18 protein-coding genes are annotated in these 26,232 nt (G+C 52.4%); 8 read left to right on the top strand and 10 right to left on the bottom strand.

What is annotated here, in order from left to right; all coding sequences use genetic code 11:
* The first annotated feature begins 71 nt into the window (after positions 1-71).
* Positions 72-872 (top strand): 2-amino-3,7-dideoxy-D-threo-hept-6-ulosonate synthase, encoded by an 801-nt coding sequence (locus B5D23_RS05175; RefSeq protein WP_078684355.1) that lies wholly within the window; start codon positions 72-74, stop codon positions 870-872.
* Positions 873-924: 52 nt separating this feature from the next.
* Here the strand turns inward: B5D23_RS05175 and B5D23_RS05170 are convergent, their stop codons facing one another.
* The gene (locus B5D23_RS05170; protein ID WP_159445920.1) at positions 925-2,079 is read right to left on the bottom strand and encodes a response regulator; all 1,155 of its coding nucleotides are present in this window, start codon (positions 2,077-2,079) and stop codon (positions 925-927) included.
* Positions 2,080-2,527: 448 nt separating this feature from the next.
* On the opposite strand from B5D23_RS05170, the gene B5D23_RS05165 reads away from it, so the two are divergent.
* From B5D23_RS05165 to B5D23_RS05155, 3 genes are all read left to right on the top strand, one after another.
* A complete protein-coding gene (locus tag B5D23_RS05165; protein ID WP_078684353.1) occupies positions 2,528-2,977 on the top strand; it encodes a cytochrome c family protein in 450 nt (149 codons plus the stop codon).
* A 13-nt stretch (positions 2,978-2,990) separates the two neighbouring features.
* Positions 2,991-5,018: a methyl-accepting chemotaxis protein gene (locus B5D23_RS05160; RefSeq protein ID WP_078684352.1), complete on the top strand. Its 2,028-nt coding sequence runs from the start codon at positions 2,991-2,993 to the stop codon at positions 5,016-5,018.
* A gap of 568 nt (positions 5,019-5,586) precedes the next feature.
* On the top strand, positions 5,587-7,902 hold the full coding sequence (locus B5D23_RS05155) for a methyl-accepting chemotaxis protein (RefSeq protein ID WP_078684351.1): 2,316 nt from the start codon (positions 5,587-5,589) through the stop codon (positions 7,900-7,902).
* A 51-nt stretch (positions 7,903-7,953) separates the two neighbouring features.
* On the opposite strand, the gene B5D23_RS05150 is transcribed toward B5D23_RS05155, so the two are convergent.
* The 4 genes from B5D23_RS05150 to B5D23_RS05135 all read right to left on the bottom strand — a co-directional run bounded on the left by B5D23_RS05150 (position 7,954) and on the right by B5D23_RS05135 (position 11,529).
* On the bottom strand, positions 7,954-8,439 hold the full coding sequence (locus tag B5D23_RS05150) for a hypothetical protein (RefSeq protein WP_078684350.1): 486 nt from the start codon (positions 8,437-8,439) through the stop codon (positions 7,954-7,956).
* Between the two features lie 179 nt (positions 8,440-8,618).
* Positions 8,619-10,022 carry an NAD(P)/FAD-dependent oxidoreductase gene (locus tag B5D23_RS05145; RefSeq protein ID WP_078684349.1) on the bottom strand — a complete coding sequence of 468 codons (1,404 nt, stop codon included), beginning with the start codon at positions 10,020-10,022 and terminating at the stop codon, positions 8,619-8,621.
* A gap of 232 nt (positions 10,023-10,254) precedes the next feature.
* Positions 10,255-10,764 (bottom strand): ribosome biogenesis factor YjgA, encoded by a 510-nt coding sequence (yjgA, locus tag B5D23_RS05140; protein ID WP_078684348.1) that lies wholly within the window; start codon positions 10,762-10,764, stop codon positions 10,255-10,257.
* 15 nt (positions 10,765-10,779) lie between these two features.
* Positions 10,780-11,529: a hypothetical protein gene (locus B5D23_RS05135; protein WP_078684347.1), complete on the bottom strand. Its 750-nt coding sequence runs from the start codon at positions 11,527-11,529 to the stop codon at positions 10,780-10,782.
* A gap of 217 nt (positions 11,530-11,746) precedes the next feature.
* Here B5D23_RS05135 and B5D23_RS05130 point away from each other — a divergent pair, with 217 nt between their 5' ends.
* From B5D23_RS05130 to B5D23_RS05120, 3 genes are read left to right on the top strand one after another with little or no spacing between them, the layout of a single operon-like run.
* Positions 11,747-16,057, top strand: a complete 4,311-nt coding sequence (locus B5D23_RS05130) for a PAS domain S-box protein (protein WP_078684346.1) — start codon at positions 11,747-11,749, stop codon at positions 16,055-16,057.
* 11 nt (positions 16,058-16,068) lie between these two features.
* Positions 16,069-17,115, top strand: coding sequence for a response regulator (locus tag B5D23_RS05125; protein ID WP_078684345.1), 1,047 nt, complete (start codon positions 16,069-16,071; stop codon positions 17,113-17,115).
* Between the two features lie 22 nt (positions 17,116-17,137).
* Positions 17,138-18,445: a mechanosensitive ion channel family protein gene (locus tag B5D23_RS05120; protein ID WP_078684344.1), complete on the top strand. Its 1,308-nt coding sequence runs from the start codon at positions 17,138-17,140 to the stop codon at positions 18,443-18,445.
* A gap of 208 nt (positions 18,446-18,653) precedes the next feature.
* On the opposite strand, the gene lysA is transcribed toward B5D23_RS05120, so the two are convergent.
* The 4 genes from lysA to B5D23_RS05100 all read right to left on the bottom strand — a co-directional run bounded on the left by lysA (position 18,654) and on the right by B5D23_RS05100 (position 23,365).
* Complete coding sequence (lysA, locus tag B5D23_RS05115) at positions 18,654-19,925, bottom strand: diaminopimelate decarboxylase (RefSeq protein WP_078684343.1); 1,272 nt, start codon at positions 19,923-19,925, stop codon at positions 18,654-18,656.
* The gene (locus tag B5D23_RS05110) at positions 19,918-20,622 is read right to left on the bottom strand and encodes a TrmB family transcriptional regulator (protein ID WP_078684342.1); all 705 of its coding nucleotides are present in this window, start codon (positions 20,620-20,622) and stop codon (positions 19,918-19,920) included. Before B5D23_RS05110 ends, lysA begins: the two co-directional genes overlap by 8 nt.
* 132 nt (positions 20,623-20,754) lie before the next feature.
* A complete protein-coding gene (locus B5D23_RS05105) occupies positions 20,755-21,753 on the bottom strand; it encodes an HD-GYP domain-containing protein (protein WP_078684341.1) in 999 nt (332 codons plus the stop codon).
* Positions 21,754-22,279: 526 nt separating this feature from the next.
* Entirely contained in the window at positions 22,280-23,365 is a 1,086-nt protein-coding gene (locus B5D23_RS05100; protein WP_078684340.1) for a linear amide C-N hydrolase, read from the bottom strand.
* 132 nt (positions 23,366-23,497) lie between these two features.
* Between B5D23_RS05100 and B5D23_RS05095 the strand changes: the two genes are divergently transcribed.
* Positions 23,498-24,355: a helix-turn-helix transcriptional regulator gene (locus B5D23_RS05095; protein ID WP_159445918.1), complete on the top strand. Its 858-nt coding sequence runs from the start codon at positions 23,498-23,500 to the stop codon at positions 24,353-24,355.
* 14 nt (positions 24,356-24,369) lie between these two features.
* Here B5D23_RS05095 and B5D23_RS05090 read toward each other — a convergent pair whose 3' ends face one another.
* A complete protein-coding gene (locus tag B5D23_RS05090) occupies positions 24,370-26,028 on the bottom strand; it encodes an FmdE family protein (protein ID WP_078684338.1) in 1,659 nt (552 codons plus the stop codon).
* Positions 26,029-26,232 lie beyond the last annotated feature (204 nt).

The raw sequence follows: 26,232 nt of genomic DNA, 5'->3' as shown, positions 1-26,232 counted from the left end.
CCGTTGGACTATCCGACGGCCTCTTTTTTTTGTTTGAAATCACGAGTATGGACATTTTTAAGGAGGCCGTCATGCACATTGGAAAAGCTATTCGCATGGAGCGAATCATTAATCGAAATACTGGTCGGGCAATTGTTGTACCTCTGGATCATGGCACAACAATCGGTCCTGTTGACGGGCTTATCGACATGCGCGAAACCCTGTCGCAGGTGGCAGAAGGTGGCGCAAACGCAGTGCTTATGCACAAGGGGCTTGTTCCCTGCGGACATCGGCAGCAGGGACCGGATATTGGATTGATTGTTCACCTGTCTGCCAGCACGTCTCTTTCTCCGTTCCCGAATGCAAAGGTGATGACGGGGACAGTTGAAGACGCCATTCGCCTTGGTGCTGATGCCGTGAGTGTCCACGTGAACCTTGGTGATGAAACCGAGGCAACCATGCTGAATGATCTTGGCCGGACAGCAGCCCGTGCCGCAGAGTGGGGCATCCCGTGTCTGGCAATGGTTTACGCTCGTGGTCCCAAAATCAAAAACAGTTTTGATCCTGATGTTGTTGCGCATTGTGCCCGTGTGGGTATGGAGCTTGGCGCAGACATCGTAAAAGTGTCCTACACAGGCAGCATCGACAGCTTCAAAAAAGTTGTGGACTCCGTGTGTGTGCCGGTTGTGATTGCCGGTGGGCCAAAGGTCGACAGTCCGCGAGATCTTTTCCAGATGGTTTCAGATTCACTGGAAGCTGGCGGAAGTGGCCTGTCTATTGGTCGGAATATTTTCCAGGCAGAAGATACCTTCAAGACGGTGAAGGCAATGAATGGTCTGGTGCATCACGGCTGGTCCGTTGATGATGCAATGGAGCTTTTGGAAAACGCGTAGGGCGGTGTTTCGCACTTCCCGGAGCGCTGTTTCCGGGGAGTGTGGAAACAGCTTATGTGCTCTGGGCTTCCTGCCGAAAGGCCTGAACAGTGTAGCAGAAGACCTTCCACGCGTCTGATATGCCGGTGGAAAGGTTGTGGGATGGGGCTTTTTTGTTTCGCTGCCGTGGGCGCGCCCGGCGCGGACTTGGTCCCCAGATAAGATGGAAGCATTCTTTGGCAGAGCGGCCACCCGAAGCCTTGGCAAGGGCTTTGGCAAGCTGGATGGCCGAAGCTTCTGGCCTGCGGGTAAACTGGCAGGCGCGAGCCATTTTTGCGTGGACACTGCGCGGATTTGGAGCTTTTTCCTCGGCACGGTGAAACGCTTCTCCGGCGTCTTCCCAGTCGCCGTTTTTTACGAGTTCACACCCTGATTCGACGAGGGCTTCTTCGTCTTTTCCGATGTATCTTCTTTCCTTGAGGATTTTTGCAGCCTTCTCAAATTCGCCATTCAGGCGATAAATGTCCGCGGTCCGGCAGATGTATTTTTCTGTCTGGGCGCGGTTTTCCTTGTTCATCCACGCCTCGATGAGTCCCTCACAGGCAGGGAGAAACATGTCATCAATGGCTATTGCCTTTCGGAATTCAACAATAGCCTGATTCCATTCTTTTTCTATGAGGCACTTGCGGCCTTTTCGGCAGTAACTCTGGAGCCGTGCTGTGCGGGAAATCTGGCGGGGAGCGCTGGGGTCCTGTTCTTCCATCTGTGCAGGCTGGACCGGCTGCGTCTGCTTGCGGGCTTTTTGACGCATATCCCCTGTGACCTTGCCTTCGATGGCCCGGCGGAGCTGCTTTTTGAAATTGTCCATCGAGTACGGGCGGACAAGGTAGCCACCAGCACCGGAGGCAATGGCTTGCAAAACGGCCTGCGGGTTGACGTTGGTGCTGGAAAACACCAGTGGAATTTTGCTCAGGCGGGTATTTTTTTGCAGGGCACGCACAAGATGCAGGCCGTGCGAATCACCTATGCTTTCGTCACAAATAATGAGTGAGACCCGGTTCTTTTGCAAAAAGCGCAGGGCGCCGCCAATCTCCTGCTGTGCCACGGTGTTCTCTATACCCAGTCGGTGCAGTGTGCTGCGGTCCCGCTGGATGTGATGGGGAGAAGCCGAGAGCAGAAGAGTGCATGCGGCCTTTTTTTTCTTGGGCTTTTTTTCAACCGAATCCATAGGTCCTCCAAAGATACTTATGCACTCATCGGTCATTTTTCTTTGAGGCTTTAGCAGTTTTTTTTGCTTTCGGAGTAAAAACCTAGAGATTTTAGCCGATAAGCAAGCTGTCATGCGGGTTACTGTGTCATTCCGAGTAATCTAGCGTGAAACAGACTGGTAGAGATTTCTGCACAAAAGACCGTCCTCAGAAAACATCGATAGAATGCGAGTTTTGAGGCAGCGAAAAATTTTGACTGAGAAAGTAAAATTCTCACCTTGAATGCTCAACCAGTCTTTCTCGTTGGAGAAAAGGCCTTTTCAGGCTTTGGGTATTGATGTACCAAATCTTGTGAAACAGAGGTGCGTACAGGGACCTCTCTTGTCGATTTATGAGACATGTTCATGCACGTGATGTTTCTTTTCCTTTTTTTAGAAAAAAGGCATCACACAGAGATGGAGAGTGTTGATGAGGGTATGTGTTCTATCAATTTTGTTTCTTGTCAGCTTCTTTGTGATGACAGGGGCTGCGACGGCTGGAGATTACGTTGGATCAAAAGCCTGCGCAGAATGTCATGAAGAAGAGTATGGCCGGTATTCACAGCATTCAAAAAAAGCACAGTCATGGGAAAGCATACAAGTCATGGCGTCTGATCTCACTGCACAGGAGGTACAGGGCTGCTATGAGTGCCATACCACGGGGTATGGCAAAGGCGGATTTCAGGATTACGCCTCTACACCAGAGCTGTCTGATGTCGGTTGCGAGAGCTGTCATGGACCGGGGGCACAGCATGCCGAAGATGGAGACCCTGCAAGCATTCGTCGGACTCCAGAGCTGAAGGACTGCACGCGCTGCCACAATCAGGAGCGGGTTCGGGCTTTTGGTTTCAAGCCGTTAATTCACAGCGGTGCACATTAACCTGGGGGGCAGTATGTTTTCAGGTATCCGTCAGCGGCTGAGTATGAAAGTCGCGCTTCTTGTCCTTGGGATTAGTCTGGTGGTTTTCACCGGACTCGCACTCGTCAATGCGTCATGGCAGGAAGAAAACTTCCGCGAGAGTCTCGGACAGGCCATTACAGAGAATTCGGAACTGCTTTTTCATGCCATTGAAAAACCAATGGTTATTGGTGACGACAGAGGCACGCGTGAGCAGTTTTCTTTTATTGCGGAGCATTATCCGCACATCAAGGTGTACATTACAAACTTTCGCGGCAACGTGACGTACTCCACGCAGGGGCAGGCTGAGCGGCAGGACATGAGCGCACTCTACAGCGATCCGGCGCTTATGGGCATGTCAAAGGCTGCTCTGAGTGGTGGCAGTGTCGAAACCCGTCTTATGGACCTTGGTGAAAATCCTGTCTTTGTTCATTCCCGGTCCATCCCCAATGACCCGTCCTGCCATCACTGTCATGGCGCATCCCAGAAGGTTTTGGGACAGCTTTTGCTTGTTCAGGATGTCAGTCCCCAAATGGCTGCCATGTCTTCGCAGCTTCGCAATATTGGCTTTCTTGGTGTTGCAGGGCTGATTGTCATGGTCGGCGGTGTTCTGCTCTTTTTGCGTGCTCAGGTTTTGCGCAAAGTACAGCACATTACCGAGACGACAGCTCAGGTTTCACAGGGTGATCTCGATGCGGCTTTCCTCATTGAATCTGAGGATGAACTGGGGCAGCTTTCTGGGCATATTGGGACAATGCTTGATCGACTCAAGGAGCAGCTTGCATTTTCTGATGGAGTGCTCAAGGGCGTTACCGTACCGTGCGCCATTACCAATCCAGACAATACAATTCGCTATACCAATGCGGCAATGTGTAGCTATCTGGAGAAGTCGCATGGACCTGAGCAATATGTTGGTGTTGTTTCTGGAGAATTCTTTCTTGGCGACCCGGCTGCGGAGACCATTTCGCATCGGGCCATTGTTGAGCAGAAGCAGATTGAAGAAGAAAGTGTTTTGCAGCTCCCCAGTGGCCGGACAATTTACACTGCTGTGACCTCAACGCCATTTTATGACCAGAAGGGAACTCTTCTCGGAACCTTGGCTATTTGGTTCGATTTAACTGCGATTCGGCAGCAGGAACAGCAGCTTGTTTCTCAGCGCGACACCATTGCGCAGGCTGCGGGGGATGCTGATGCTGTTTCCAACAATGTTGCCGCCGCCGCAGAAGAATTATCTGCACAGGTTGAGCAGGCCAGCAAAGGTTCTGAGCAGCAGAAGATTCGGACGAGTGAAGTCGCGACCGCAATGGAAGAGATGAATGCGACTGTTCTTGAGGTTGCACAGAATGCTGGAGCAGCCGCAGAGCTTGCTGAACAGGTTCGGCAGTCCGCTCGCGATGGCAACTCTGCTGTGAGTGAATCCGTTGAGATGGCGAATGTCGTGACTGAAAAAGTCGAAGTCCTTCGGGGAAGCATGGGAGATCTGGAGTTGCGGGCCAATGAAGTCGGTGACGTTATCACTGTGATTCAGGATATTGCTGACCAGACCAACCTGCTTGCCCTCAATGCCGCTATTGAAGCTGCTCGCGCGGGTGATGCTGGTCGTGGCTTTGCCGTCGTGGCCGATGAAGTGCGGAAACTCGCCGAGCGGACTATGCAGGCCACCCGGGAAGTAACAGATTCCATCCGTCAGATTCAGGATAGCGCGCAGAAAAACGTCAAAGGAACCTATGACGCTGCGGAGCTTGTTGCAAAAAACAAGCATGTTTCACAAAAATCTGGTGAAATTTTGTCTCAGATTACAAAACTTATTGACGGAACTGCCGATCAGGTAAGTGCTATTGCTACCGCTGCAGAGCAGCAGTCTGCAACAAGTGAGGAAATTGCCCGCGCTACAGAAAGTGTGAACAGCATCGCGAGCGAAACCTCTCTCGCAATGAATGAATCCTCACAGGCCGTTGCTGACCTCGCTCAGCTTGCACAGCAGCTGAGAAATATTATAGAGGATATGCAATCAAACGGGTAGCTTGCCACTTCATTGTGTAAGAATAATGATTCGGGGGCTTCCGCAGGAGGCCCCCTTTTTTGGCTTTTGGGATGGGTGGTGAAGATTGGGGGCCAGCCCCAGCCCGCGAGGGCTGGATGGGTGGGAGGGGGAAGTTGGGGGCCTGCCCCCAAACCCCCGCGTAAGGGAATGATTCCCTTACGTATCCTCATCGAGTTTGAATTCCCTCCACGCTTCGCGTGAATGAAATTCAAACTTGTTGGGCATAACGTCGAGAGCTTCTTTCTCTTTTGCGAGTTACCACCAGGTTCTTTCTGAACGTTTGCGTTCAGAAAGAAAGGGTTGAGGCGCAAAGAAAAAGAACGCACTGGGTGCCCACTAGCTGGACTATGGGGCTGATGGAGAGGAGAGCTTTGCTCTCATCCCACTCAGCCCCATAGTCCAGCGAAAGCGGGATTCCCAAGGGCCTCGTCCTTGGGCAGGGTCAAGGGACAGCGTCCCTTGCAGGGTTTTAGGGGCAGCGCCCCTAACAACAAAAAAACCACCCAATATATATTTGAGTGCTTCACACACAGAAGGGAAGGGTACCGTGAAGTTTAAAAGTCTGAACACGTTTTTATCGTTTCTTGCAGTGGTGGTTATCGCCACCTCTGTTGGGGGGCTGATCTGGTACGTGAACACGTCAACGCGAACGCTTGCCGTGGAAATGGGGACCCAGACAGCACAGGCCGAACAGGAAGCGCTGGTGCGTTTCCTTGGGAGCTACCTTGATAATGCCGCAGTCCTTGCGGAGAGCCTGGGGGGAGCGTCCACAGCGCAAAATAGCCTCGTGTCTTCCTACGGCGCGAGCAAGGCTTTCCGAGCTTACCGAGATATACTGAAAGCGCATTCGGAATGCTCTGCCATCCTTGTGTTTAATGCCAAAGGCGAAATCGTAACGGGTGTTAATACAGAGGGGAAAAGCCTCCGCCATACTCGCAAAATTGAGCCGGAAATCTTGAATGCTGTTGTCAAACAGGGGCAGAAACGCTTTTTTTCTGGGACGATTAATAAAACAGAAGATGGTGGACTGGCCTTTGCTGTGGCAACACCTGTTCTGGACTATGATAAAAAGCCACAGGGCGGGCTGGTGATCTATCCGCGCTGGGATATTTTTGTCCGCAAATACCTTGATCCTGTGAAGGTTGGCCGTGAGGGGTACGGCTTTATCTTTGATAGCCGGGGAATGATGATCGGACATGGTGGCGACAGATCTCTTGAGATGACGGATTCGAGTCAGCACACATATATTCAGGACGCGCTCCAAAACGATTCAGGGGTCATCTGGTACACATGGCAGGGCCGAAAAAAAGTCATGAGCTTCCAAAAGGAGCCTGAAACAGGCTGGTACGTTGCCGTTGGAGCCTATGAAGATGATTTGACCTCGCGTGCTCTGGAAATGCGGACAGTCATGCTTGGCGCTGGCCTGATGATGGTGCTGGTGGTGTGCGGTGGACTGCTTTTCCTGCTGCGCCACTATGCATTCAGACCTTTGATGCAGGTTGAAGCCTTTTCCCGAAGCGTAGCCGAGGGGGACCTTCAGGCTGAACTTGATGGAGATTTTCGGTTTGAACTGCGAGGGCTTGCTGAAAACATCTCACAAATGGTTGATGAGCTGAAAAACAAGCTGGGCTTTGCTGAGGGCGTGCTCAGTGGCTTGACTATTCCCTGTGCGATTACTGGCGCAGATCGTAAAATGAGCTATATCAATCAGGAAATGTGCGAGCTGCTCGGAAAGACGGGAAAGCCGGAAGAATATTATGGTCTGTCTGCTGGCGAATTTTTCTTTGGTGATGCCAGCAAAGCAACAGTGTCTGATGAGGCGCTGGAACATATGTGCCGCATTGAAAAAGAATATCCGTTTGAACGGACTGATGGCCGTACCCTTCATGTGAGCGTCACGTCGACGCCTTTCCATGACATGGACGGAAAGGTACTGGGGACGCTGGCTCTGTGGATTGATCTGACGGCAATCCGGGAGCAGGAACAGCAGGTACGTGAGCAGCACGAAGTGCTGGTGCGGGCTGCTGGCGATGCCGATCATGTTTCACATCAGGTCTCTGTTGCCGCGGAACAGCTTTCGGCGCAGGTCGAACAGTCGAGTACTGGTGCAGAGGAACAGCGGAAGCGCACAGAAGAAGTCGCAACGGCAATGGAAGAGATGAACTCGACTGTGCTGGAAGTGGCGAGGAATGCAAGCGATGCGGCTTCGGTTGTGGACAAGGTTCAGGAGCATGCTGCAAATGGCAAGACTGTTGTGCAGGACGCTGTGAGCAAGTCCAACGAGCTGCGCGATATGGCGCAAAATCTGAGTGGATCCATGCGCGATCTTGGCGATCAGGCAACAAATGTTGGGCAGGTCGTCAATGTGATTGAGGATATTGCGGACCAGACAAACCTGCTGGCGCTGAATGCGGCAATTGAGGCCGCCCGTGCTGGTGATGCTGGTCGAGGCTTTGCCGTTGTAGCTGACGAGGTCCGTAAGCTGGCCGAGCGCACAATGGATGCGACGCGTGAGGTCACACAGTCCATTCATGCAATTCAGCAGAGCGCGAACGAAAATGTTCGTGGGGCAGAAAGTGCGGCTGTGCAGGTCGAGCAGGGGCGCGACGTCACACACAAGTGTGGAGTTGTGCTACAGGAAATCGTTGATATGGTGGAACAGGCCGCAGATCAGGTCCGGGCTATCGCAACGGCCTCGGAGCAGCAGTCTTCCACGAGTGAGGAAATCGCGGCGGCAACTGAGGGCATCAACCAGATTGCAATGGAAACACACGGGACCATGACTGAATCAATGAGTTCTGTACGGGACCTTGCAACGCAGGCTGCCCACCTGAAGAAAATTATTGAAGAAATGCAGAAATAGTTTGCACCAGACAAAAATGAAGCGCCGTCGCATGATGCCACGGCGCTTTTTTTATGCGTCCTGAGTTGCAGGAGCTTCTGCCTCTTCAGCTCCGGGCTGGGCCTTTGGCTTTCTGGGCAGATGTCTTTTGAGTTTGGCGACAGCTTTTTGCGGCTCTTCGCCGCTCCCGAGAAAGTGCATGACCCCTTTGGGAGAGATCCAGTGCCACCCGGCGGGTTCCTTGAGCAGGGTTGCCCCGTTGCCGAGCAGGAAGTCCTCAGAAAGGGAACGCTCAACGGCGTCTTTCATGCCAGCGAGCATACGCTCGTTTTCCATGGCCAGTGAGCCTGCCTTAAAAATTTCCATCGCGCCGTGAACAATGTCGTGCAGCGGGACCTCATCTGGTGGAGGTGTTTTTTTGCTGTTGAGCTGGCGTTCCAAAAATAGCAGGTCCTTGCGCAGGGCCTTGATTTCTTCGCGGGCAAGTTCCTTTGCCTTCTCTGTTGTCTCAACAAGGGCCTTGAGCGCAGGTGATGAAATCTGCGTGGCTTGCGACATGTGCTGACTGGCTCCTTTGCCGTATGCGGCAGTAGCAAAAAAAGAAAAACGGTGTGTGACACCTCTAAACCTGCGCCAGTTTAGCAGGAGCGCTAGTCTGGGGCAATGGGCGCACGGTGATGATCAAAAAAAAGGGAAGCCCCATAGGAGCTTCCCTGTCTGTGCGGAGATGTTCTCGCTTATTTGCAGCGGCGGACAATTTCCTTGGCAGGAATGATGCCCGTTGCACTGGCGGAGACAATGTTACCAGCAACGCCCGGTCCATCACCGGCCACAAACAGGCCCTTGATGGAGGTTTCGAGGTGGTCAGAGGTCTCAACCTGAGTTGCAAAGAATTTGATTTCCGGTGCGTAGAGCAGGGTCTCGTCGTTTGCAACGCCGGGAACAGCGAGGTTCAGCTTTTCGAGACCTTCCACGAGGTTGGTCACGATACGTTCAGGCAGAGCCATTGCGATGTCACCGGGGGTGACGTTCTTCATGGTCGGCTCAACGTAGCTGTTGTTGATGCGGGTCCATGTGCTGCGGCGGCCACGCTTGAGGTCACCAAAGCGCTGGAGGATAGGCTTGCCGCCACCAATGATGGTCGCCAGACGGCCAATGGATTCACCATATGCCTGGTTGTCCGTCACGGGTTCGGTCAGCACGACCTTGGACAGGAAAGAGAAGTTGGTGTTTTCCGACTTCTCAACCATGTTTGCGTGTCCGTTCACGCAGACAAAGTCCTGGTAGTTTTCCAGAGCAACAAAGCCACCAAAGTTCGTACAGAAGGTACGGGTCTGGTCGTCGTATTTCTGGGTGCGGATAAAGAAGGTCGGGTCGTAAACGATGTCACAGAGGTCACGCATGATCTCGTTGTGAACCTCGACACGAACACCAACTTCGATGCCGCGCTGGGTCACGTTCAGGCCGTGGCTCTGCACAACGCGGGAAACCCAGTCTGCGCCAACACGGCCGGGAGCCATGATGACGTTGGGTGCGTAGTAGCAGCCGCCCTTTTTGGTAACAACACCAGTGACCTGATCGCCATCAGCGAGAATGTCTTTGACCTCCTCAGAAGTTTTTACGGTGACGTTCTTCTTCTTGAGGTCTTCGACCATGTCGTTGATGTAGTGGGGCAGCTTGTCACTGCCAAGGTGCTTCTGCTTGATAAGCAGGAGGTCAACGCCGTACTTCATGGCATCTTTGCGGATGTTTTTGGCAGCCGCCATGTCGGTGGGGTAGACCTTACCGTCCATGTTGTAGGCGTTGTATATTTCTTCTGTTTCGTCAATCAGGGCCTGAGCCTGTGCCAGAGGCATGAACTGTGTCAGGTCGGTCTTGCCCAGAATCGGAATGTAATTCAGCTTGCCGTCGGAGAAGAGGCCAGCGCCGCCCATGCCGCAGAGGATGTTGCAGGGCTTGCACTTGATGCAATCGTCACCCTTGCCAATGGGGCACTTTCTGCTCAGAGGCTGCTTGCCTTTCTCAAGGATGAGAATGCTGAGGTCCGAGTGCTCTGCAAGATAGTATGCGGCAAAGAGTCCAGCAGGACCGCCGCCCACAATAATGACGTCATAATTTTTGTTTTCGTTTTGAGAAGCCATTCCACTCTCCATAAAAAGGGTTTTTCTAATGGAGTACTACGCACAGTGCAGAACATTGCGCGCAAAACCCTTAATTGTCATTTGCACGTTTAAAAAGGAAAAGCAACAGAAAAAACAGCTTTTTTCATGAAGCGAAAAAAGAGCTTGAAATGCAGGTGAAAAGAGTGCGTAGGCAGGAATTTTTGCAGGGCGTTGTGTCATAAAAAAAGCAGAGCGTGTGCTCTGCTTTCGTTTACTGCTGTGTGATTTTCCGCAGGGTACGGAAAAGCTCGCGGGAACTTTTGGGTGGTTTGTTCTTTTTGATTTCACTCGCGGCATTGCGGGCCAGCTGGCGCAGGCGCTGACGGTCGGCATCGGGATACTCAGCAAGGATTTCCTCGATGAGGTCCATCTCACCAGCAACAAGACGATCGCGCCATTTTTCAATGCGCTTGAACTGCTGGGATTCGCCACTGTGTTTGTCTTCCAGCCGCTTCATCACCTCACGCAACTCGTCAAGCTGCTTGGATTCACGCACCAGTCGTCCCATGTACTGCATGTGGCGGCGACGGGCTTCGTGCTTGGTGACACTTTTTGATTCAAGCGCTGCGGCCCGAATGTCTTCGGGGATGGGCAGGCGCTTGATAATTTCTGTGGACAGGGCGCAAAGTGCTTCGCCAAGGGCCTGCAACTCAAGCATCTCCCGCTTAAGCTGGCTTTTGCTTTTGCGCTCGGTATATTCATTCTCGTCGTATTCGTTCATTCTTTCTCCAGTCAGTCACTTTCCCATACGGGCCTGCATGCGCCGGACAGCTTCGTCAGCGGTCAGGCGTGGCCCGTACGCGGGGAGCACTTCTGTAACGTTCGCCTGCTCAATAATCCAGACCATTTTTCCGAGGGTCTGGCGATAAATGTGGGAATCAGGGCCTGCATGTGCCTGCGTTTCCTGTTCACCAAGGAGATTCCCAATGAACAGGGCGTGCTTGACGCGAAGGCTGATGGCACAGCTTTGCAGCCCCGGAGTCTGATAAATTTGAAGCCCGGCATCAGCGGTGAGCGGAATCGCAAGGGCTTCCAGTTCGCCAGCGGGCGTGAGCAGTGAGCGGTAGACGCAGGCAGAGCCGTGCCCACAGAACAGTCCGGTACTGTTTCCAAAACGCTGAAAAAATTCCTGTGCTTCTGGCGGGTCGTCCTGGGCAAAGGCGTGACACAGGGCTGTTGCGTGGAGCGCAATGTCGGCACCAAGATTCAGGGATGCGTCAAAAATGCCATCCCGCCAGTGGGTATAGAAAAGGCTTACTGGCCGTTTTTTTTCGTCAATCAGATCTCGAAGCAGGCTGTGAAAGTTCTGAATCTGAGGCTCTGGGAGGCCTGGGTCGATGCCAATAATGTAGTCCTGCGTTTCCAACAGGTAGCAGGTGCACCCATCATCCTCTGTGCTGGGTGAGAACGACTGCATGCGAACTGATTCGGTGCCGGGAACAAAAGACCATGTTCCCATGTCTGGAAAATGAATAAGTTCTTTCATGGGTTGCATTGCTCCTCGAAGTGCAGTGGCACGGTGTGAAGGTCTCTTTTTTCTGTCTTACAATCTGTATAATATGTTCTGGAATGCGTCCAGCATGTGGGGCGATGGATTTTGTAAATGTAATGCTTGTGATTGCCGCGTTTTGTGTGCTATTGGTCCAGAATAATAGGAGACTTTTTGACACCTTGTCGGGAGTTTAGTCTTCACTGGGGGAAGAGTGGACAACACGCAGAAGGACGCGGATAGAGTTGGGTTGAAGTGGCAGGCGGACGCGAATGTTCAGCTGCCAACTGAGACACAAAACAGGATTTTTTTTGCGTTGTTTGATGGTCTTTCAGAGCCATGTTTTGTGAAAAACTCTGCGTATGAATATGTCTTTGTCAATGCAGCGGCAGCAAAGCTTTTGGACCGGTCTGCTCATGAGATTATTGGGCGGCGCGCAGCAGAACTTTTTGGCGCTGAGGCCGGGATGCAAATGGAAGCCCACGACAGGGCTGTTTTGGCGGAGGAACCCGTCAATGATTTGTGCTGCTTTCAGACGTGGGGCCGCTCGGAACGGCATCTTCGCTGCGATAAGCGTGTGCATCTGGACCCCGCTTCTGGAGAAAAATATCTTATTGTTTTTTTGCGCCCAGAGCGCATTCCCTGCCTTTCCAATGGTGAATCTCTTGCCCTTGAACCTTTTCTTCATCTTTCCGAAGTTTCGAGTCAGGCAATTCTTGTCGCTGATGCCGAAACCGTGGTTTTTGCCAACCCCGGTGCCGCCCGTCTGCTTGAATGCTCTGTTTCCGAGATGGTGGGGAAGCCGTATCTGGACTTTGTGGTTCCCGAATGCGTGGAGTCTGTTCGCCTTGCTCATCATGCCCGTCTGGTTGGCAAGGCCGACCGGCCGGATTTTGAGACCCAGCTGCTGACGCCAAACAGTGGCAAGAAATGGGTTCGCATTCGGTCTATGCGCATTCGCTGGCGGGGGCAGTCTGCTATCCTCAAATTCCTTTCTGATATTACCGAGCAGGTGAAGGCTCAGCAGGAATTGCAGGAGAGTCAAAAAACTCTGCGCAAGGTTCTCGACCTTGTCCCTCACGCCATTTTTGCCTGTGATGCTGATGGTCGCTACCTTTTTGTGAACCAGCATTCTTCAAAAATCAGACATGCAAATTTTGAGCATCTGGTTGGGACCCGTATCTCGGACTATTCTCCCTGTGTTGATTCTGACTGCCAGTTTCCAAAACTCAGCCGCAAGGTTGTGCTCTCGAATGAGCCTCGGCACAAGGTCGACATTGAATGCAGCATGCTCAAGGGGCATATTTTTGAGACCAGTCTGATTCCCTTTGTCTATGACCACAAACCAGCCTGCCTTGGAATTAGCGTTGATGTGACCTCTGAACGCACGCTCCAGCGGCGGATGGAGAATCTTGTCCAGACGCTTTTGGGACTGGGGGTAAATCATCGCACCAACCTTGAAAAGCTGGTGGAACTCTGCGGCTCTGTCCTGGGCGCAGACTTTGCGTCATATAATTCTCTGCGAGGTGAACAGCTTTTTTTGCGGGTGGGATGGAATGTGTCGCCCAATACCCCCGTGAAAAGTCCTGCAAGCGGACATTTGGCAACGGATGTCATTCTTCAGCGTCTTGCGGACCGTCTGTGTCTTGTGCGGAATCTGGGCCAGAGCGCATACGCTTCTACAGACAGCTTTGTGCAGCAGTTTGGAGCAAAGACGTACATGGGCATGGTCGTTATGTCTGGAGAAAAGGCCCTTGGTGCTCTGAGCCTGTATTTTCGGGATGATTTTGAACCTGATTATCAGGATGAGTGCATGGTGGCCATGATTGCCTCTGCCATTGCCGCCGAGGATGACCGGATGCGGGCAAAGGCATTGATGCAGGAGCGGGAACTCCAGCATCAGGCAACCTTTGAGCGGGTCGCCGTGGGCATGACCAGAACAGATGGCAAAGGCGTGTTTCAGGATGTGAACCAGTGCTTTTGTGAACTCACAGGATATTCGCGCGACGAGTTGCTTGCACTGCGGTATTCTGACGTAGGGCATCCTCGCGAACTGCGGCGTAACAAAGAACTGTATGAGAAGCTCATTTCTGGTGAACTTCGGAATTATGATCTTGAGAAGCGCTTTAGGCGAAAGGATGGCAGCTATGTCTGGGTTCGGGTCACCGCATCTGCTGTGCCAGCTCTTGCTGGAGGAACCTGGGTCAGCACGCTGGTTTTGGATATTTCGGATCGGATGCGGGCTGAAAGCCAGCTGGAGCGTCGGGACCAGCAGCTCAGAAAGTTTATGCAGTATTCGCCTGCCGGAATTTCATTCAAGGACGTTGATCTGAACATCCTCTTGGTCAACCGAAGCTGGCGGCGATTTATGGGGATACCGCGAGATATTGATGTCTCGGAGTTGTCTTTGCAGGAATACATTCCTGAGTCACTGTACAGGGACTGCCGCGAGCAGGATTTATATATTCTTCGTACTGGGCGCAGTCTGGAATTTGAGCAGACAATGAATCTCCCGCTTGGGCAACGAACATTTTTGACGGCCAAGTTTCCGCTTCGGGATGCGCGCGGAGAAACCTGGGGCATTGGCAGTGTCCTGACAGACATTAGTTCCAGAAAGCGTTTTGAGCAGGCATTGCGAGAGAATGAACTCAAGTTTCGAATGCTTTTTGAACATGCCTCTGATGCGCTGCTTTTGCATACTCCCCCCTCTGAGGATGCACCGGGACGCTTTCTTGAAGTTAATGCCAAGGCATGCAGTCTGCTGGGTTATACCAAGCCGCAGCTTCTTGGGATGGACCCGGAGCATTACGTGGGGGCATTTTCCATAGTGCGAGGGTCTCGCCAGCTCTATGAGCGGCGGCTTCATGATGCCTCTGGAGAGGAAATTGTTGCCGAGCTGTCATCCCATTCATTTGATCTGAGTGGGCGCAGTGTGGTGATGACCATTATGCGTGATGTTTCTGAGCGGAAGCGCATGGAGCGGACTCTGCTCCGGCGTGATGCTGTTCTGGAAACTGTGGGCTTTGCTTCTGAACGCTTTTTGCAGGTCGCGGACTGGGACTCTGGGCTGCCAGAGGTTTTGGAACGACTTGGTGATGCCGCAGGAGTGGAGCGGGTCTTTATCCTGCGAAACGAAAATGAGAACCATCATAGTGAAGTATTAAAGTATAGTTTGTATGCAGGGTGGAATGCTCTTTCTGTTAAGCCGCTTCGGATAGGGACGGAGTATGATGTCGGTGTTTACCATGATGATAATGACGGCATCGTCAACGTTTTGATGCAGGGCGAAATTTTTCATTCCAAGACGTCACAATTTTCTTCGCGTACATCTTCTCTCTTTCTTGAACAAAACATTGGCTCTATTGTGTTGATTCCTGTATTTGCAGGAAAGGCATGGTGGGGAACTTTGGCTTTGGGTGCTGTTTCTGCCGGAAGAATCTGGTACTCTCCTGAGCTTGAGGCCCTGAATGCTGCCGCCAAAATGCTTGGGCATGCTGTTGTACGTTCCCGCATGGAACAGGCCCTGCGCGTAAGCAGTCAACGTTTTGAACTCATTGCGAAAACTGTGGGTGAAGCCTTTTGGATTTCGCGTCTTGGGCGCAGAAATTTTGAATATTTTAGTCCTGCGCTGAACAAGTGGCTTGGGCGGCATGATGGCGTTCGCAAGATGGAGCAGGCTTTTGAAGAGGCGCTGGAACCGGAAGACCGGGAGCGTGTCTTTGACGTGTATGCAGACCGTTCTGCACAAAGCTATGAGCTTGAATATCGCCTGCATTGCCGCGATGGGGCAATACGCTGGATTCGTGAGCGGGCGTCCACGGTGAGGGACGGAGCAGAAATTTATCTGGCAGGAGTGAGCATCGACATCACGGAGTCCAAGCAGAATGAATCAAGTATCCGGGATTCGTTGCGGGAGAAAGAATTGCTCCTGCGGGAAGTTCATCACCGGGTAAAGAACAATCTTCAGGTCATCTCCAGCCTGCTGGATATGGCCGCCCGACGGGTCAAGGACCCCTCGTCGTCGGACATCATGCGGGATCTTCAGGGAAAGATTCACAGCATGTCTGTGGTGCACCTCCAGCTTTATAGCTGCGGAAACTTGGAGAACATCAAAATCGCTGACTATGTGCAGCTGCTCATGACGCAGCTTGCCAGAATGTATGGAGTAAAGGATTTTACTCCTGTTTATGAGCAGATGGATGACATACGTCTGCCTCTTGATCTTGCAATACCTTGTGGACTCGTCTTGAGTGAAGTGCTGTCCAACGCATTTAAGCATGCCTTCCGAGGCTCGGGGAAGATAAACGAATTGCGGGTGGCCTTCATTAATCTGAAAGAAAACTGTGTTCAGTTGCGCGTAAAAGACAATGGGCCGGGACTCCCCGAGAATTTTGATTACGAACACGCCAAGTCCCTTGGCCTCAAGCTGATGCGAAATATTGTGACGCTCCAGCTTGGGGGCAGCCTGGAAATGCGATCGAACAATGGGACAGAGATTACCGTGACATTCGGTAATGATGTGTAGGGAGGTCACTGATGAAAAGAATGGATGTGGGCAGGCATACAGTTCTTGTCGTTGACGATGAAGGCGTCATAATCACCCAGCTAGAGGAAATGCTGACGGCTCTTGGCTATGACGTCGTGGGCAAAGCGTCGAGCGGCAGGGATGCTGTTCGGCTGGCCAATGTCCTGCAACCGGACATCGTGCTGATGGATGTGGTTATGCCCGGTGATATCGACGGCATTCAGGCCTGTAGCATTATTCAGACAACGATGGATATCCCCGTGGTGCTCCTCACTGCGTATGGGGACGATGCTCATGTGAACCGTGCAAAAGGGGTGCATCCGTACGGTTATATTTTAAAGCCTAGTTCCAATGACCAGATTAAGGCTATGGTTGAGATTGTTCTGGAGAAGAAAAAGGTCGAACGTGGTTTTAACTCCATGATGAACGGTCTCAAGCACACTGTTGAGGACCGGCGGCTTCAGCTCAAGGAAGTGAACCACAGAATCAAGAATAATCTGAATATGATCAATGCGCTGCTTTCTTTGCAGGCCATGCACAGCCTTTCTCCGGAATGTGCGCAGGCTTTGCAGGCCGTGCGCGGGCGTGTGGTCGCTATTGCCAAAATTCATGAAGCCCTTCATGATTCAGATAACGACGAGCAGATTAACTGTCGTGATTATTTTGAAGCCATTGATGAGGCGGTCGAAAGCACATTCCCTCCTGAAACCGACGTGACGATTACACTTGATGTTGAAGAGTTCTTTCTGGAGCCAGACAAGGTCATGCCTATTGGGCTTATCCTGAATGAGCTTTTGTCTAACGCCCTTCGCTTTGCGTTCCCTGAGGGACGGGAGCGCGAGACTGTTTCAGAAATTCGAGTCGAGTTCCATAAGCGGGAACCTGAGTATATCTTGAAAGTCTCGGACAATGGTGTTGGCCTCTCTGAAAGTATTTCTTTGGAAAGCCCAGGAAGCCTTGGGCTGGAACTTGTGCGAAGTCTTGTCACACAGGTGGGAGGGAGTATTGAGGTCGAACGAGACAATGGAACACAGTATGTGGTGAGTTTCCCGGTTTAAACAAGGATTCTGAACGCTTTTTATGGATAAACTTATCGATTTTGAGGTGCTGCTGGCATATGTCCAGAAGCTCGTCAGCTGGTTTAATGTGAATGTCCTGAATCTTGCGACCCTGATTCAGGGCGGCATTGTGCTTGGACTTTTGGTGCTGAGCTGGGGGCTGGGGATTGTGACACAGCGCCTTGTACTTCGCCGCTGGCCGAGCATTGAGCAGGGGGCTGGAGTCTGGCTCCGCCTGAAATTGACTCTGCTCAAGCTGATTCCTCCTGTATTTTCCTTTTTGCTGATTGGCTTCACCCTTGGCATTGCCAAGGCGCTGGACCTGTCGCACGGCCTTTTTGTGCTTGGCGAAAATTTGCTGGGGGCGTGGATTGTTATTCGCCTTGCCTCCTTCCTGTTTTTGTCTCGCTTTTTTGGGCGGCTCTTTGCGCTTGTGGCGTGGAGTGCTGCGGCCCTGAACACCCTTGGTTTCCTCGACGACATTGTTGACTTTCTGGATAGTGCGAGCTTTTCCGTTGGCGGCTCAGACATCACCACACTGTCTTTTTTGAAGGCACTTGTTTTGATGTTTGTGCTGTATCGAGGCGGGATGGCACTGGCCGAAGCCATTGAGGTACAGCTCTCCAAGGTGTCGGAGCTGACACCTTCGGCACGGGTGCTTTTTGGCAAGCTCATGCGGATAGTGACACTGGTGGCGATTGTCATCATTGCCCTGTCCAGTGTGGGAATTAACCTGACCGCCCTTGCTGTCTTCTCTGGTGCTGTCGGTGTTGGCGTTGGTTTTGGTCTGCAAAAGGTCGCTGCCAACCTCATCAGTGGCTTTATCCTGCTCATGGATAAATCCATTAAGCCCGGTGATGTGGTGGAAGTCGGGACTGTGTATGGATACATTACGAGTCTTCGGGCGCGTTTTGTCTCTGTCCTGACCCGTGATGGCAAAGAAATTTTGATTCCAAATGAAGACCTTATTACGAATCAGGTCGTGAACTGGTCATTTTCGGATACCAATGTCCGGCTCAAGGTGCCTGTTGGCATTTCGTATGATGCTGATCCGCGAGTTGCGATGGAGTTGATGACTGATGCCGCGACTGGGCACGACCGGGTTCAGGCTTTTCCCAAGCCTGTCTGTCGGCTCATGGGCTTTGGCGATAGTTCTGTGGACCTTGAGCTGCGTGTCTGGATTCGTGACCCACAAAACGGCATTGTGAATGTCAAAAGTGATTTGCTTTTGGCGATATGGGACCGCTTTCAGGAAAACGGGATTGAAATTCCGTATCCGCAGCGTGACCTGCACATCCGAAGTGGAATGGTGCTTCCCTCTGAGAAATAAGCGTTGGTCAGGATTGAACTGGCAGAGTAGCCCCGCCGAGTGCGGGGCTTTTTTGTGGCAAAAGCGGGAGGGCTGGCTGTGCAAAAGTGTTTAAAACGCAGGTGCCCCCAACGCTTGGGGAAAGCATTGGGGGCACTTGTCGTTTGCAGGTCCTTCCTTAAACTTGGGAGTGTGATGGGGAAGGAAGAACCGCAGGGAGTGTAAGACGCTAAACCGCGACCCGGTAGGGTGCAAGCAGGTCTTCGAGGTTGTCCCTTCGACGTATGAGCCGAGGAGTGTTGCCAGATTCGATCAGCACCTCTGCCGGTCTGAGGCGGAGGTTGTAGTTGGAACTCATCACGTGGCCGTATGCGCCTGCATCCAGCACGACCATGATGTCGCGTTCCTTGGGAGTTGGCAGTTCGCGTCCCTTGGCAATGATGTCGCCAGATTCGCAAATATTGCCCACAACGGTTACCGGGTGCGGAGCATCAAAAGGCTCGTCACCGCGGCGATAAAGTTCAATATCGTGATGGGAGTCATACATCATGGGGCGGGCAAGCACGTTAAAGCCGAGGTCTGTGCCCGCGTAGCAGGTTTCTGCATTGTACTTGACGGCATGTACTTCGCCGATGAGCACGCCGCACTCTGCGGTGATGTACCGTCCCGGTTCAACCATGATTTCCGGACGGTAGCCCATTTTGTCGGTCCAGTTGCGAATGAGTTCGCTCAGGCCCTGCCCAAGCTCCCTGAGGTTGAGACGTCCCTGTCCTTCGAGCTTTTTGTACGGCACGCCAAAGCCACCGCCAAAGTCGATGAATTCCAGTTCGCCAAAGTCCTCGCAGATGGAGAGCATGGTTTCTGCGGCCTGCAGGTAGGCACTGCCTTCCATAAACAGGGAACCAATGTGCTGGTTGATGCCAATCAGCGTGAGGTCATAGCGTTCGCAGATGGCAAGAACCTTGTCCTTGTCGGCTGGGGAGATGCCGAACTTGGTTTCCTTGCCGCCTGTGACGACCTTTTTGCAGTGGCCAGCACCAACGCCGGGGTTGATGCGGATGGCAATTCTGCCACCGGGGTTGACCTGTCCGTAAAGTTCCAGCTGAGAAAGGGAATCAACGGAAACGCGGACCTTGTGGTCAGCTGCAAAACGAAGCTCCTGGGCAGAGACGTTGTTGCAGATAAAGAAAATTTCTTCACCAGCGTATCCAGCCATTTCGTCCATGGTGATTTCACCGGGGCTCATGGCGTCGACACGCAGTCCTTCACTCCGAACAATCTTGAGCAATTCTGGGTTGCTGTTAGATTTTGCGGAGAAGTTGACGTGGAACTTTTCGTAATCAACAAGTTCCTTGAGTTCTCGGCAGCGGGCGCGCAGGACGTTTTCATTATAGACGTACAGGGGGCTGCCATGACGGCGTACAAGTTCAAAAGGGGTGCTGTCGCCAAAGAAATTGCTGTCTTCAGTGTAGCTGCCGTGGATGTGTACTGATTCACTCATTGGACTTCTCCTCGCGCTGGCGAATGAGCTCAAGCTCATTAACAAATGCCTCGCGCATCAGGCGGACGAGATTGGTGTTTTTTGAATACAGGCACTGGGAAGAAAGCTCAGGATCCAGACTTCCGGTCAGGACTGTGGAAGTGTCGGCAATGATGTTGAATTGCCCGGCATCCTTCGGGAAGAAGTGATAAATGCACTCAGGGACATTGGGGTCAGTGTCCGAAACAATAACGGTCTTGAGTCCCCGTGCTGTGGCGCGGCACAGTGCGTCGTGGAGAAGTGTGGCCTCATGGCTGTTGAGCGAGACATAGATGTGATGCTCTGCCTCGTCCAAAACATTCTGGGCTTTGTCCACAACATTTTCGAAGCCGGAAACAGTCAGGTAGGGAGCCTCGGTTTCCTGGCGGTCGGGTAGACTCTTTTCGAGAACGTCGAGAGTCTTGTCACACTGGCGGCGAAGGTTGCGAATAAGTTCCTTGCCGGGAACTGCGCTATAGCTTTTGGCGTCTCCGCTGGCCTTCATGGCTGCACCTTTTTCACAAAGCCCTGCGAGCGCTCCGTACGCATTGGAACGGGAGATTCCTGCGTTCTTTGCTGCTTCGTATCCGGTCTGGGGACCATAGCGGAGCAGTGTGGTGTACACCACGGCTTCCTGCTTGGTAAAACCGAAAAATTTCAGAGCTGATGTTGAATCCATTGTGCGTTTCTCCAGTAGTAGTTCTTCTGAGTACTACTATTCTCGTTGAAAATCGATGTCAACGAGTTTTGTGTTTTTTGTGCAAAAAAAAGCCGCACCTTACGAGGTGCGGCCTGTGGCGTCAGTTGGTGTTTAAATGAGGTCTGCACCCGAGAGGATTTGTACAAAGCGTTTGTACATATCAATATCCAGCTCGGAGAACATTTTGTCACGCATAAAGCGCAGAACCTGAAACGGGTTCATGGCCTTGGCGTAGGGGCGGTCAGAGGTCAGGGCATCATAGACGTCTGCAATGGCGATAGCTCTGGATTCGAGCGGGATTGCATAGGCCTTGAGTCCGCTTGGGTAGCCTGAACCGTCCATCCGTTCGTGGTGGAACAGAATACAGTTATACGCCGTTTGCGAAAGCTGCACCTGTGAGCACAGGGCAATGCCCTGCAAGGGATGCGTATTGATTGTCTGGCGTTCGGCAGGAGTGAGGGGGCCGGGCTTGTTCAGAATTTTTTCTGGAATTTTGGCTTTGCCAATGTCGTGAAGAATGGCCCCCAGTCCACACTGGATCAGGTGCTCTTCGTCCAGATCATAGCTTTGGAGTATGGCCGAAGAGTACAGAAAAACGTGCATACAGTGGGTGTAGGTCTTGTAGTCGTGCTCAATGAGCTGACCAACGGCCTTGAAAGAATTTTCAAGGGTCAGAAACTGCATGCTCTTTTTTACGAAATCAACAATGCGCGTGAAGTCCTGCTTTTGCGTCAGGTTGTCTGGCAGGCGATTGGCGTAGGCTTCTCGAACAATATCGATGGATGTCTCGTGGAAAAGTCTGGCCCGTTCCCGAAGCGGCGTATTTTCGTTCATGAGGATAGTACCGAGGTTATCCTCAAGGTAGCGCTTGTATGAGGCAGACTGCCGGGCCTTGATATAGACTTCGGTAACGCCGTGATCGTAGAGCTTTCGCCTGTGCCGTTCTGTAAAGTGTTGTTCGGCAGAGGTGTAGAGAACATATTCACCGTCTTGGCGTAAGTAGACGCTAAAATGACTCATGCAGCCCGGAGAAATCAGAAGGGGGGAGACAGCAAAAAAGGTCGCGTCTGCAGAATTCTGGGGTTCTGGGCGAATGGCAGTTTTGGGCATTATTGTTTCCACGTCCGAATAAGAAAAGAAAAAGAGAAGGCTATACAGCCGAGTGAAACACGTTCGCAGGGTGTGTCTTCTTGCGTAAGCAAATATGATAAACCACTATAAACGGTGGAGATATACGACCTTCGTTAAAAAAAGTATAGGGGGCGAGCTGAAAAGGGAAATGGTGGGATGGACTTTTGTACTGTAGAAAAAAGGCATTAGCAGTATTTTAAAAAGATGAAAAAAAAGTCTAAAAATTGTGAATCAACGTAAAAACAGAGGGAAAGTGATTGCTCCTCTAGGTGAATGTCTGTGAACCATGATAACTGAGTGAATTCTCGGAAAAGAGAAAGGGCTTTTGAGAAAAAAGCAGGGAAAGGGAAAAGCAGGGGGCTTCGGTTCATTATAAAAAATGACCAATAAAAAATATATTTGCCTATTATTTTTTCTTATCGAGGATGGACGCTGGCTTTTTTGTAGTCGCGGCGGGAGAGAAAGGAAGATGCGGACCAGACATCGATGGCCCGCATCTTCTGCATTACTTGGTTTTGGGGGCTGTCCATGTGATCTGCTGTCCGGCCTGCACAAAAGGAATATCTTTGTGTGGCGCAAAGGCATTCTGTACATCGCCAGCAAGAGTGTCTGCTGTGTGCATGGGGTCCAGATTCAGAATAGATGCTCCTTTGTCCAGCGTACAGGCATTGAGGTCAATGCGCAGTGTGTTCGGGCTGAGGCTGGAAGAAAAGTACATGGTCTGCGTTGTGGAGTCCGTCACTGTTGACCACAGAGTCATGGCAATGTTGGGACGTTTGGGATCGTTGGCTCCAATGGGTGTGGCAGCGTTGCGCATGACGCTCATGAGACCGGCAACAGCGTGCTGGGAAGACGCATTCTGCGGAAGTTTGGTCAAATAAAACGCTGTACGGGCGTAGCGGTCTTCTGACTCGGAACTTCCGGGCAGCATGTGCTTGCCGCCCAGTCCCTGATACTGCTTGGCAAGAATTTTCTGTGTGGCATAGACCGTGTTGGTCAGTGCGGCCTGCTTTGTCTCCCTGTGGATGATGGTTTTGCCATCCAGCAGCTCAATGATTGCGCAGTCGCCGTGAGCGTCAGTCAGGGCAATGTGCAGGGGAATCGCTGCTGTTTTGCCAAAGAGTGTCAGTTTGCTCGACTGGACCTGAAAGTCTTTGCCTGTTGTCGCGGCAACGGCCTCGTCGACAGTGGCAAAATTATCGAGGTAATACTGGAGCCAGATGCTCATGCCCATGCCGGGCTGGGAGCTGTTACGTTTTTCAAAGCTGGTTTCTGGCAGGTAGAGGTTGTTTGCCACAAGACCTTTTTCATTGACGCCTTCAGTAATGAGGCAGTCCCAGATAGAGATGGAAAGGCTTCCGTATTTGGACGTCCAGTGCATGGGATTTTGTGCTGTCTGTCCGTTGCGTTCAAGACCGCGTGGGAAAATCCAGAGTTTGGTGCCCATCTCGGAGAACCAGTCCATGTTGCGGCCCGTCAGGGCATGCTGTTTTTCTGGTGCCCAGTAGCTCAGGGTGCAGGCGCTGGCGGAAACTGCGCTTATGATAAGGCTGAGTGCACAAATGCCTGCGCACAAAAGATGTTTCTTCATGAGTGTATCCTTGTGTGATGTTCAGTGAATGCCATATGATACGTGTCCGAGAGAATGATGCCGCAGGCAGGGAAAAAGGCGATGGTGAAAAAATGGTGAGAAAAATAGTGAGTCTTTTGGGGAATGGCGGAAATGCTGTGGAGTGAAGCTGATTCTTTTACTGAAAAAAGTGTGCAGGAGCTTGTTCAGGCGGATGTCCCGGTTTCCGTCGTGTTTTTTGACAAGGATTTTGTACTGAGCCAGTGGAATGAGACCTTTTGTCGGATACTGGCGCAGTATGATCGGCCTGTTCCACAGCTGAGCGCCCGGATTCCGTATTATGAATATCTTCCGCAAGAGGCCTGCGAGCTTGTTCGGGCCATGCGGCAGGCGCGGGATGATCGGCGGCCTGTGCGTCTCCCCAATTTGTGCCTGCGGGATTTGCGGGCGGGAAAAGCTGTAGAGAGCTACTGGACCTCGTATTTGGCTCCTGTTTTGAACCGCACGGGGTCGGTGGTGGGTGTGCTGGCCTTTATCGAGGACGTGACAGAAATTTTACGCCAGAAACGCGAGATTGCGGTTTTGCGCAAAGAGCTTGAGGAACGGGACGCAGCGCTTCGGGTGCTGATGCGTTTGCGGGAGGAAGATCGGACTCAGGTGGTTCAGGACTATGGCACACGCATACAGCAGGAGCTTGCTCCCTGCATCGTGGAGTTGGAGAGTGTCTGCACAGGGCAGAAACAGCAGAGTGCTGTTGCGGCGCTGAAGCGGCGTCTCGGTTATTTTGAAAAACCAGAGCGGCGGCTCGCCGAGTATGGCCTGACTCCACGGGAAATCGAGCTGGCCCAGCTTGTCCGGGAGGGATTTTCAAGCAAGGCTATTGCAGACCGTCTGTGCATCTCACGGGAAAGTGTGAATTCACATCGGCAACACATACGGCGAAAGCTTGGCCTGAGTGGGCAGAAGCAGACGCTCAAAGCTTTTTTGCAGCACAGAAGAACGTCCCTGTAAGCGGGGGCGTTTTTTTATTTTCCAAAGGGACACTTGGGGAAACTGCAGTTGGCGCAGCCAAGGCACATGCCGCCTTCGCCCATCTGTGCGAGGTCCTGCCGGGTTATCTGTTGCCCGGCGAGGAGACGGGGGAGGAGCAGATCAAGGCTGGTTCGCTGGAAAAAGAGCGCACAGGCTGGAACACCAAGAAGCGGCAAGTCTTGTATTGTGCCGACGAGTGTCATGGCTCCGGGAAGAATGGGGGCACCATAGACAAGATGCTCTGCACCTGCATCCACGAGGCCGTGTCGGGTCACGTCGTCAGGATCTACCGAGAGTCCTGCTGTCGTGATGATAAGGTCGCACCCCGCTGAGAGCAGGGTGTGGACGCCCTGTGCAATAGCGTCCCGGCTGTCTGGAGCAAAAACGGTTTTGTGCAGGGTGGAGCCAAGTGCTGTGAGCTTGGTGCGAAGAATTTCTTCAAAGCGGTCCTCTATGTCGCCGTGAAAGACTTCGTTCCCTGTAATGAGGACGCCAGCCTGTGCGGAGCGCATGGGGAGGACTTCAAAAACGGGGCGCCCGTGGAGTACCGCAAGGGCCTGCTCATAGGTCTGGCGCTGGAGGTAGAGGGGAATGGCGCGGGTCGCGGCAAGCTCTGCATTCTTTTTGACGATGGTCCAGCCAGAGCGGCTTGCCGCCATGACACCATCAAGGCTGTTGAAGGCGATGAGCTTTTGTGAATCAACATGGAAAAGACCATCATGCATGGCCCGAAGAGTGACCTTGCCTTCATGGGGTGCGGCGTTGGCGTCAATGCCTGCCCCAGCGAGGGCTGTGGCAAAAGCAGTGGCGCAGTCGTCTTCATGGATCCAGTTTTCGCCTGCGGGTGCGTCGCTGACGTAGAGTGTGTTGCGGCCCATTGTGTGGAGTCTGCACAGGTCTGCGGCCTCAATGCGATGGCCTCGACGGAAGGCCGCTCCCTTGCTTTCTCCGGGTATAATTTGCGTCATGTCGTGTTCGGCCTGCTCGCCAAGGGCTGCGCTGGCTGCTTTGGTGTGCAGGGTTTCCGGCAGAGGAAAAAGCACGGAATCGGTGCGCCCAGAGAGGGAATCATACGGGGATTCTCCCTGACAGGCTCGGCAGACTGGGCCGTGTTCGGAAGGGTAGGCATCGCCACAGCTTGGGCAAAGTGCAATGCGCCCCTTGCTTCGGCGGGTCATGAGATCCTTGCGAAGCTGGATAGGACTGGTGCTGAGCACTGTCGGACCAAGTTCTCCGATTTCGCGGCGGAGTTGCTCGGAGTCCTGCTCTGCCTTTGGTTTTTCTTTGAAGAACCAGACCCGCAGCTCTGAACCTCGTGGGAGCTTTTGCGGATCGAGGCGAACCCGTACGCCTTTTCCTGTGTATTTGTCATAAAGACTCATGGCGTAGACGCCAAAGTTCATAACCCGTAGCCAGCCGTTGCCCGTGGTGCAGGGCGTGAGCATTTGTATGGCGTCTGGCAGGCACCATGCACTCTCGGAAATGGCTTCGTATAAGGTCCCCTCTGGCATGTGCGATTTGGCTTCTTCGACCATGTAGCCACCAAGGAGCAGGCCCGGAGCAGGATAGTTGTGAAAAAGTCGAGCCATTTCGATGAATTCGTCAAAGCTGTGTGAACCAATGGGCTGTGTTGCGGGCTGTGCTTTTGTCATGAACTGTCTTCTTGCGTTGTGTGCTGCGGTGTATGCGGCACGGATGAAGGACACGAAGCAAAAGGAAATTGTGTATTATCTGCCACATTTTGCGCGCTGGAGCAATGGCCGGAAGCGGTGCTTTTGGAAAGGTGGGCGTTTCCTTGTCTTGAACGGTCTGTGTTGCAGAAAAAACTGACCAGAATGCGGGAAGAATCAGGAAAA

The organism is Desulfobaculum bizertense DSM 18034 (genome assembly GCF_900167065.1).
GTDB classification, from domain to species: domain Bacteria; phylum Desulfobacterota; class Desulfovibrionia; order Desulfovibrionales; family Desulfovibrionaceae; genus Desulfobaculum; species Desulfobaculum bizertense.
This window is presented reverse-complemented; position numbering and strand designations above follow the sequence as displayed.

Excerpts from the sequence above, each read along its gene's own strand:
- B5D23_RS05120 (WP_078684344.1), top strand. The coding sequence starts at position 17,138 with ATGGATAAACTTATCGATTTTGAGGTGCTGCTGGCATATGTCCAGAAG.
- B5D23_RS05125 (WP_078684345.1), top strand. The coding sequence starts at position 16,069 with ATGAAAAGAATGGATGTGGGCAGGCATACAGTTCTTGTCGTTGACGAT.
- B5D23_RS05090 (WP_078684338.1), bottom strand. The coding sequence starts at position 26,028 with ATGACAAAAGCACAGCCCGCAACACAGCCCATTGGTTCACACAGCTTT.
- B5D23_RS05095 (WP_159445918.1), top strand. The coding sequence starts at position 23,498 with ATGCTGTGGAGTGAAGCTGATTCTTTTACTGAAAAAAGTGTGCAGGAG.
- B5D23_RS05145 (WP_078684349.1), bottom strand. The coding sequence starts at position 10,022 with ATGGCTTCTCAAAACGAAAACAAAAATTATGACGTCATTATTGTGGGC.
- B5D23_RS05135 (WP_078684347.1), bottom strand. The coding sequence starts at position 11,529 with ATGAAAGAACTTATTCATTTTCCAGACATGGGAACATGGTCTTTTGTT.
- B5D23_RS05110 (WP_078684342.1), bottom strand. The coding sequence starts at position 20,622 with ATGGATTCAACATCAGCTCTGAAATTTTTCGGTTTTACCAAGCAGGAA.
- B5D23_RS05175 (WP_078684355.1), top strand. The coding sequence starts at position 72 with ATGCACATTGGAAAAGCTATTCGCATGGAGCGAATCATTAATCGAAAT.
- lysA (WP_078684343.1), bottom strand. The coding sequence starts at position 19,925 with ATGAGTGAATCAGTACACATCCACGGCAGCTACACTGAAGACAGCAAT.
- B5D23_RS05170 (WP_159445920.1), bottom strand. The coding sequence starts at position 2,079 with ATGGATTCGGTTGAAAAAAAGCCCAAGAAAAAAAAGGCCGCATGCACT.
- B5D23_RS05105 (WP_078684341.1), bottom strand. The coding sequence starts at position 21,753 with ATGCCCAAAACTGCCATTCGCCCAGAACCCCAGAATTCTGCAGACGCG.
- yjgA (WP_078684348.1), bottom strand. The coding sequence starts at position 10,764 with ATGAACGAATACGACGAGAATGAATATACCGAGCGCAAAAGCAAAAGC.
- B5D23_RS05160 (WP_078684352.1), top strand. The coding sequence starts at position 2,991 with ATGTTTTCAGGTATCCGTCAGCGGCTGAGTATGAAAGTCGCGCTTCTT.
- B5D23_RS05165 (WP_078684353.1), top strand. The coding sequence starts at position 2,528 with ATGAGGGTATGTGTTCTATCAATTTTGTTTCTTGTCAGCTTCTTTGTG.
- B5D23_RS05100 (WP_078684340.1), bottom strand. The coding sequence starts at position 23,365 with ATGAAGAAACATCTTTTGTGCGCAGGCATTTGTGCACTCAGCCTTATC.
- B5D23_RS05150 (WP_078684350.1), bottom strand. The coding sequence starts at position 8,439 with ATGTCGCAAGCCACGCAGATTTCATCACCTGCGCTCAAGGCCCTTGTT.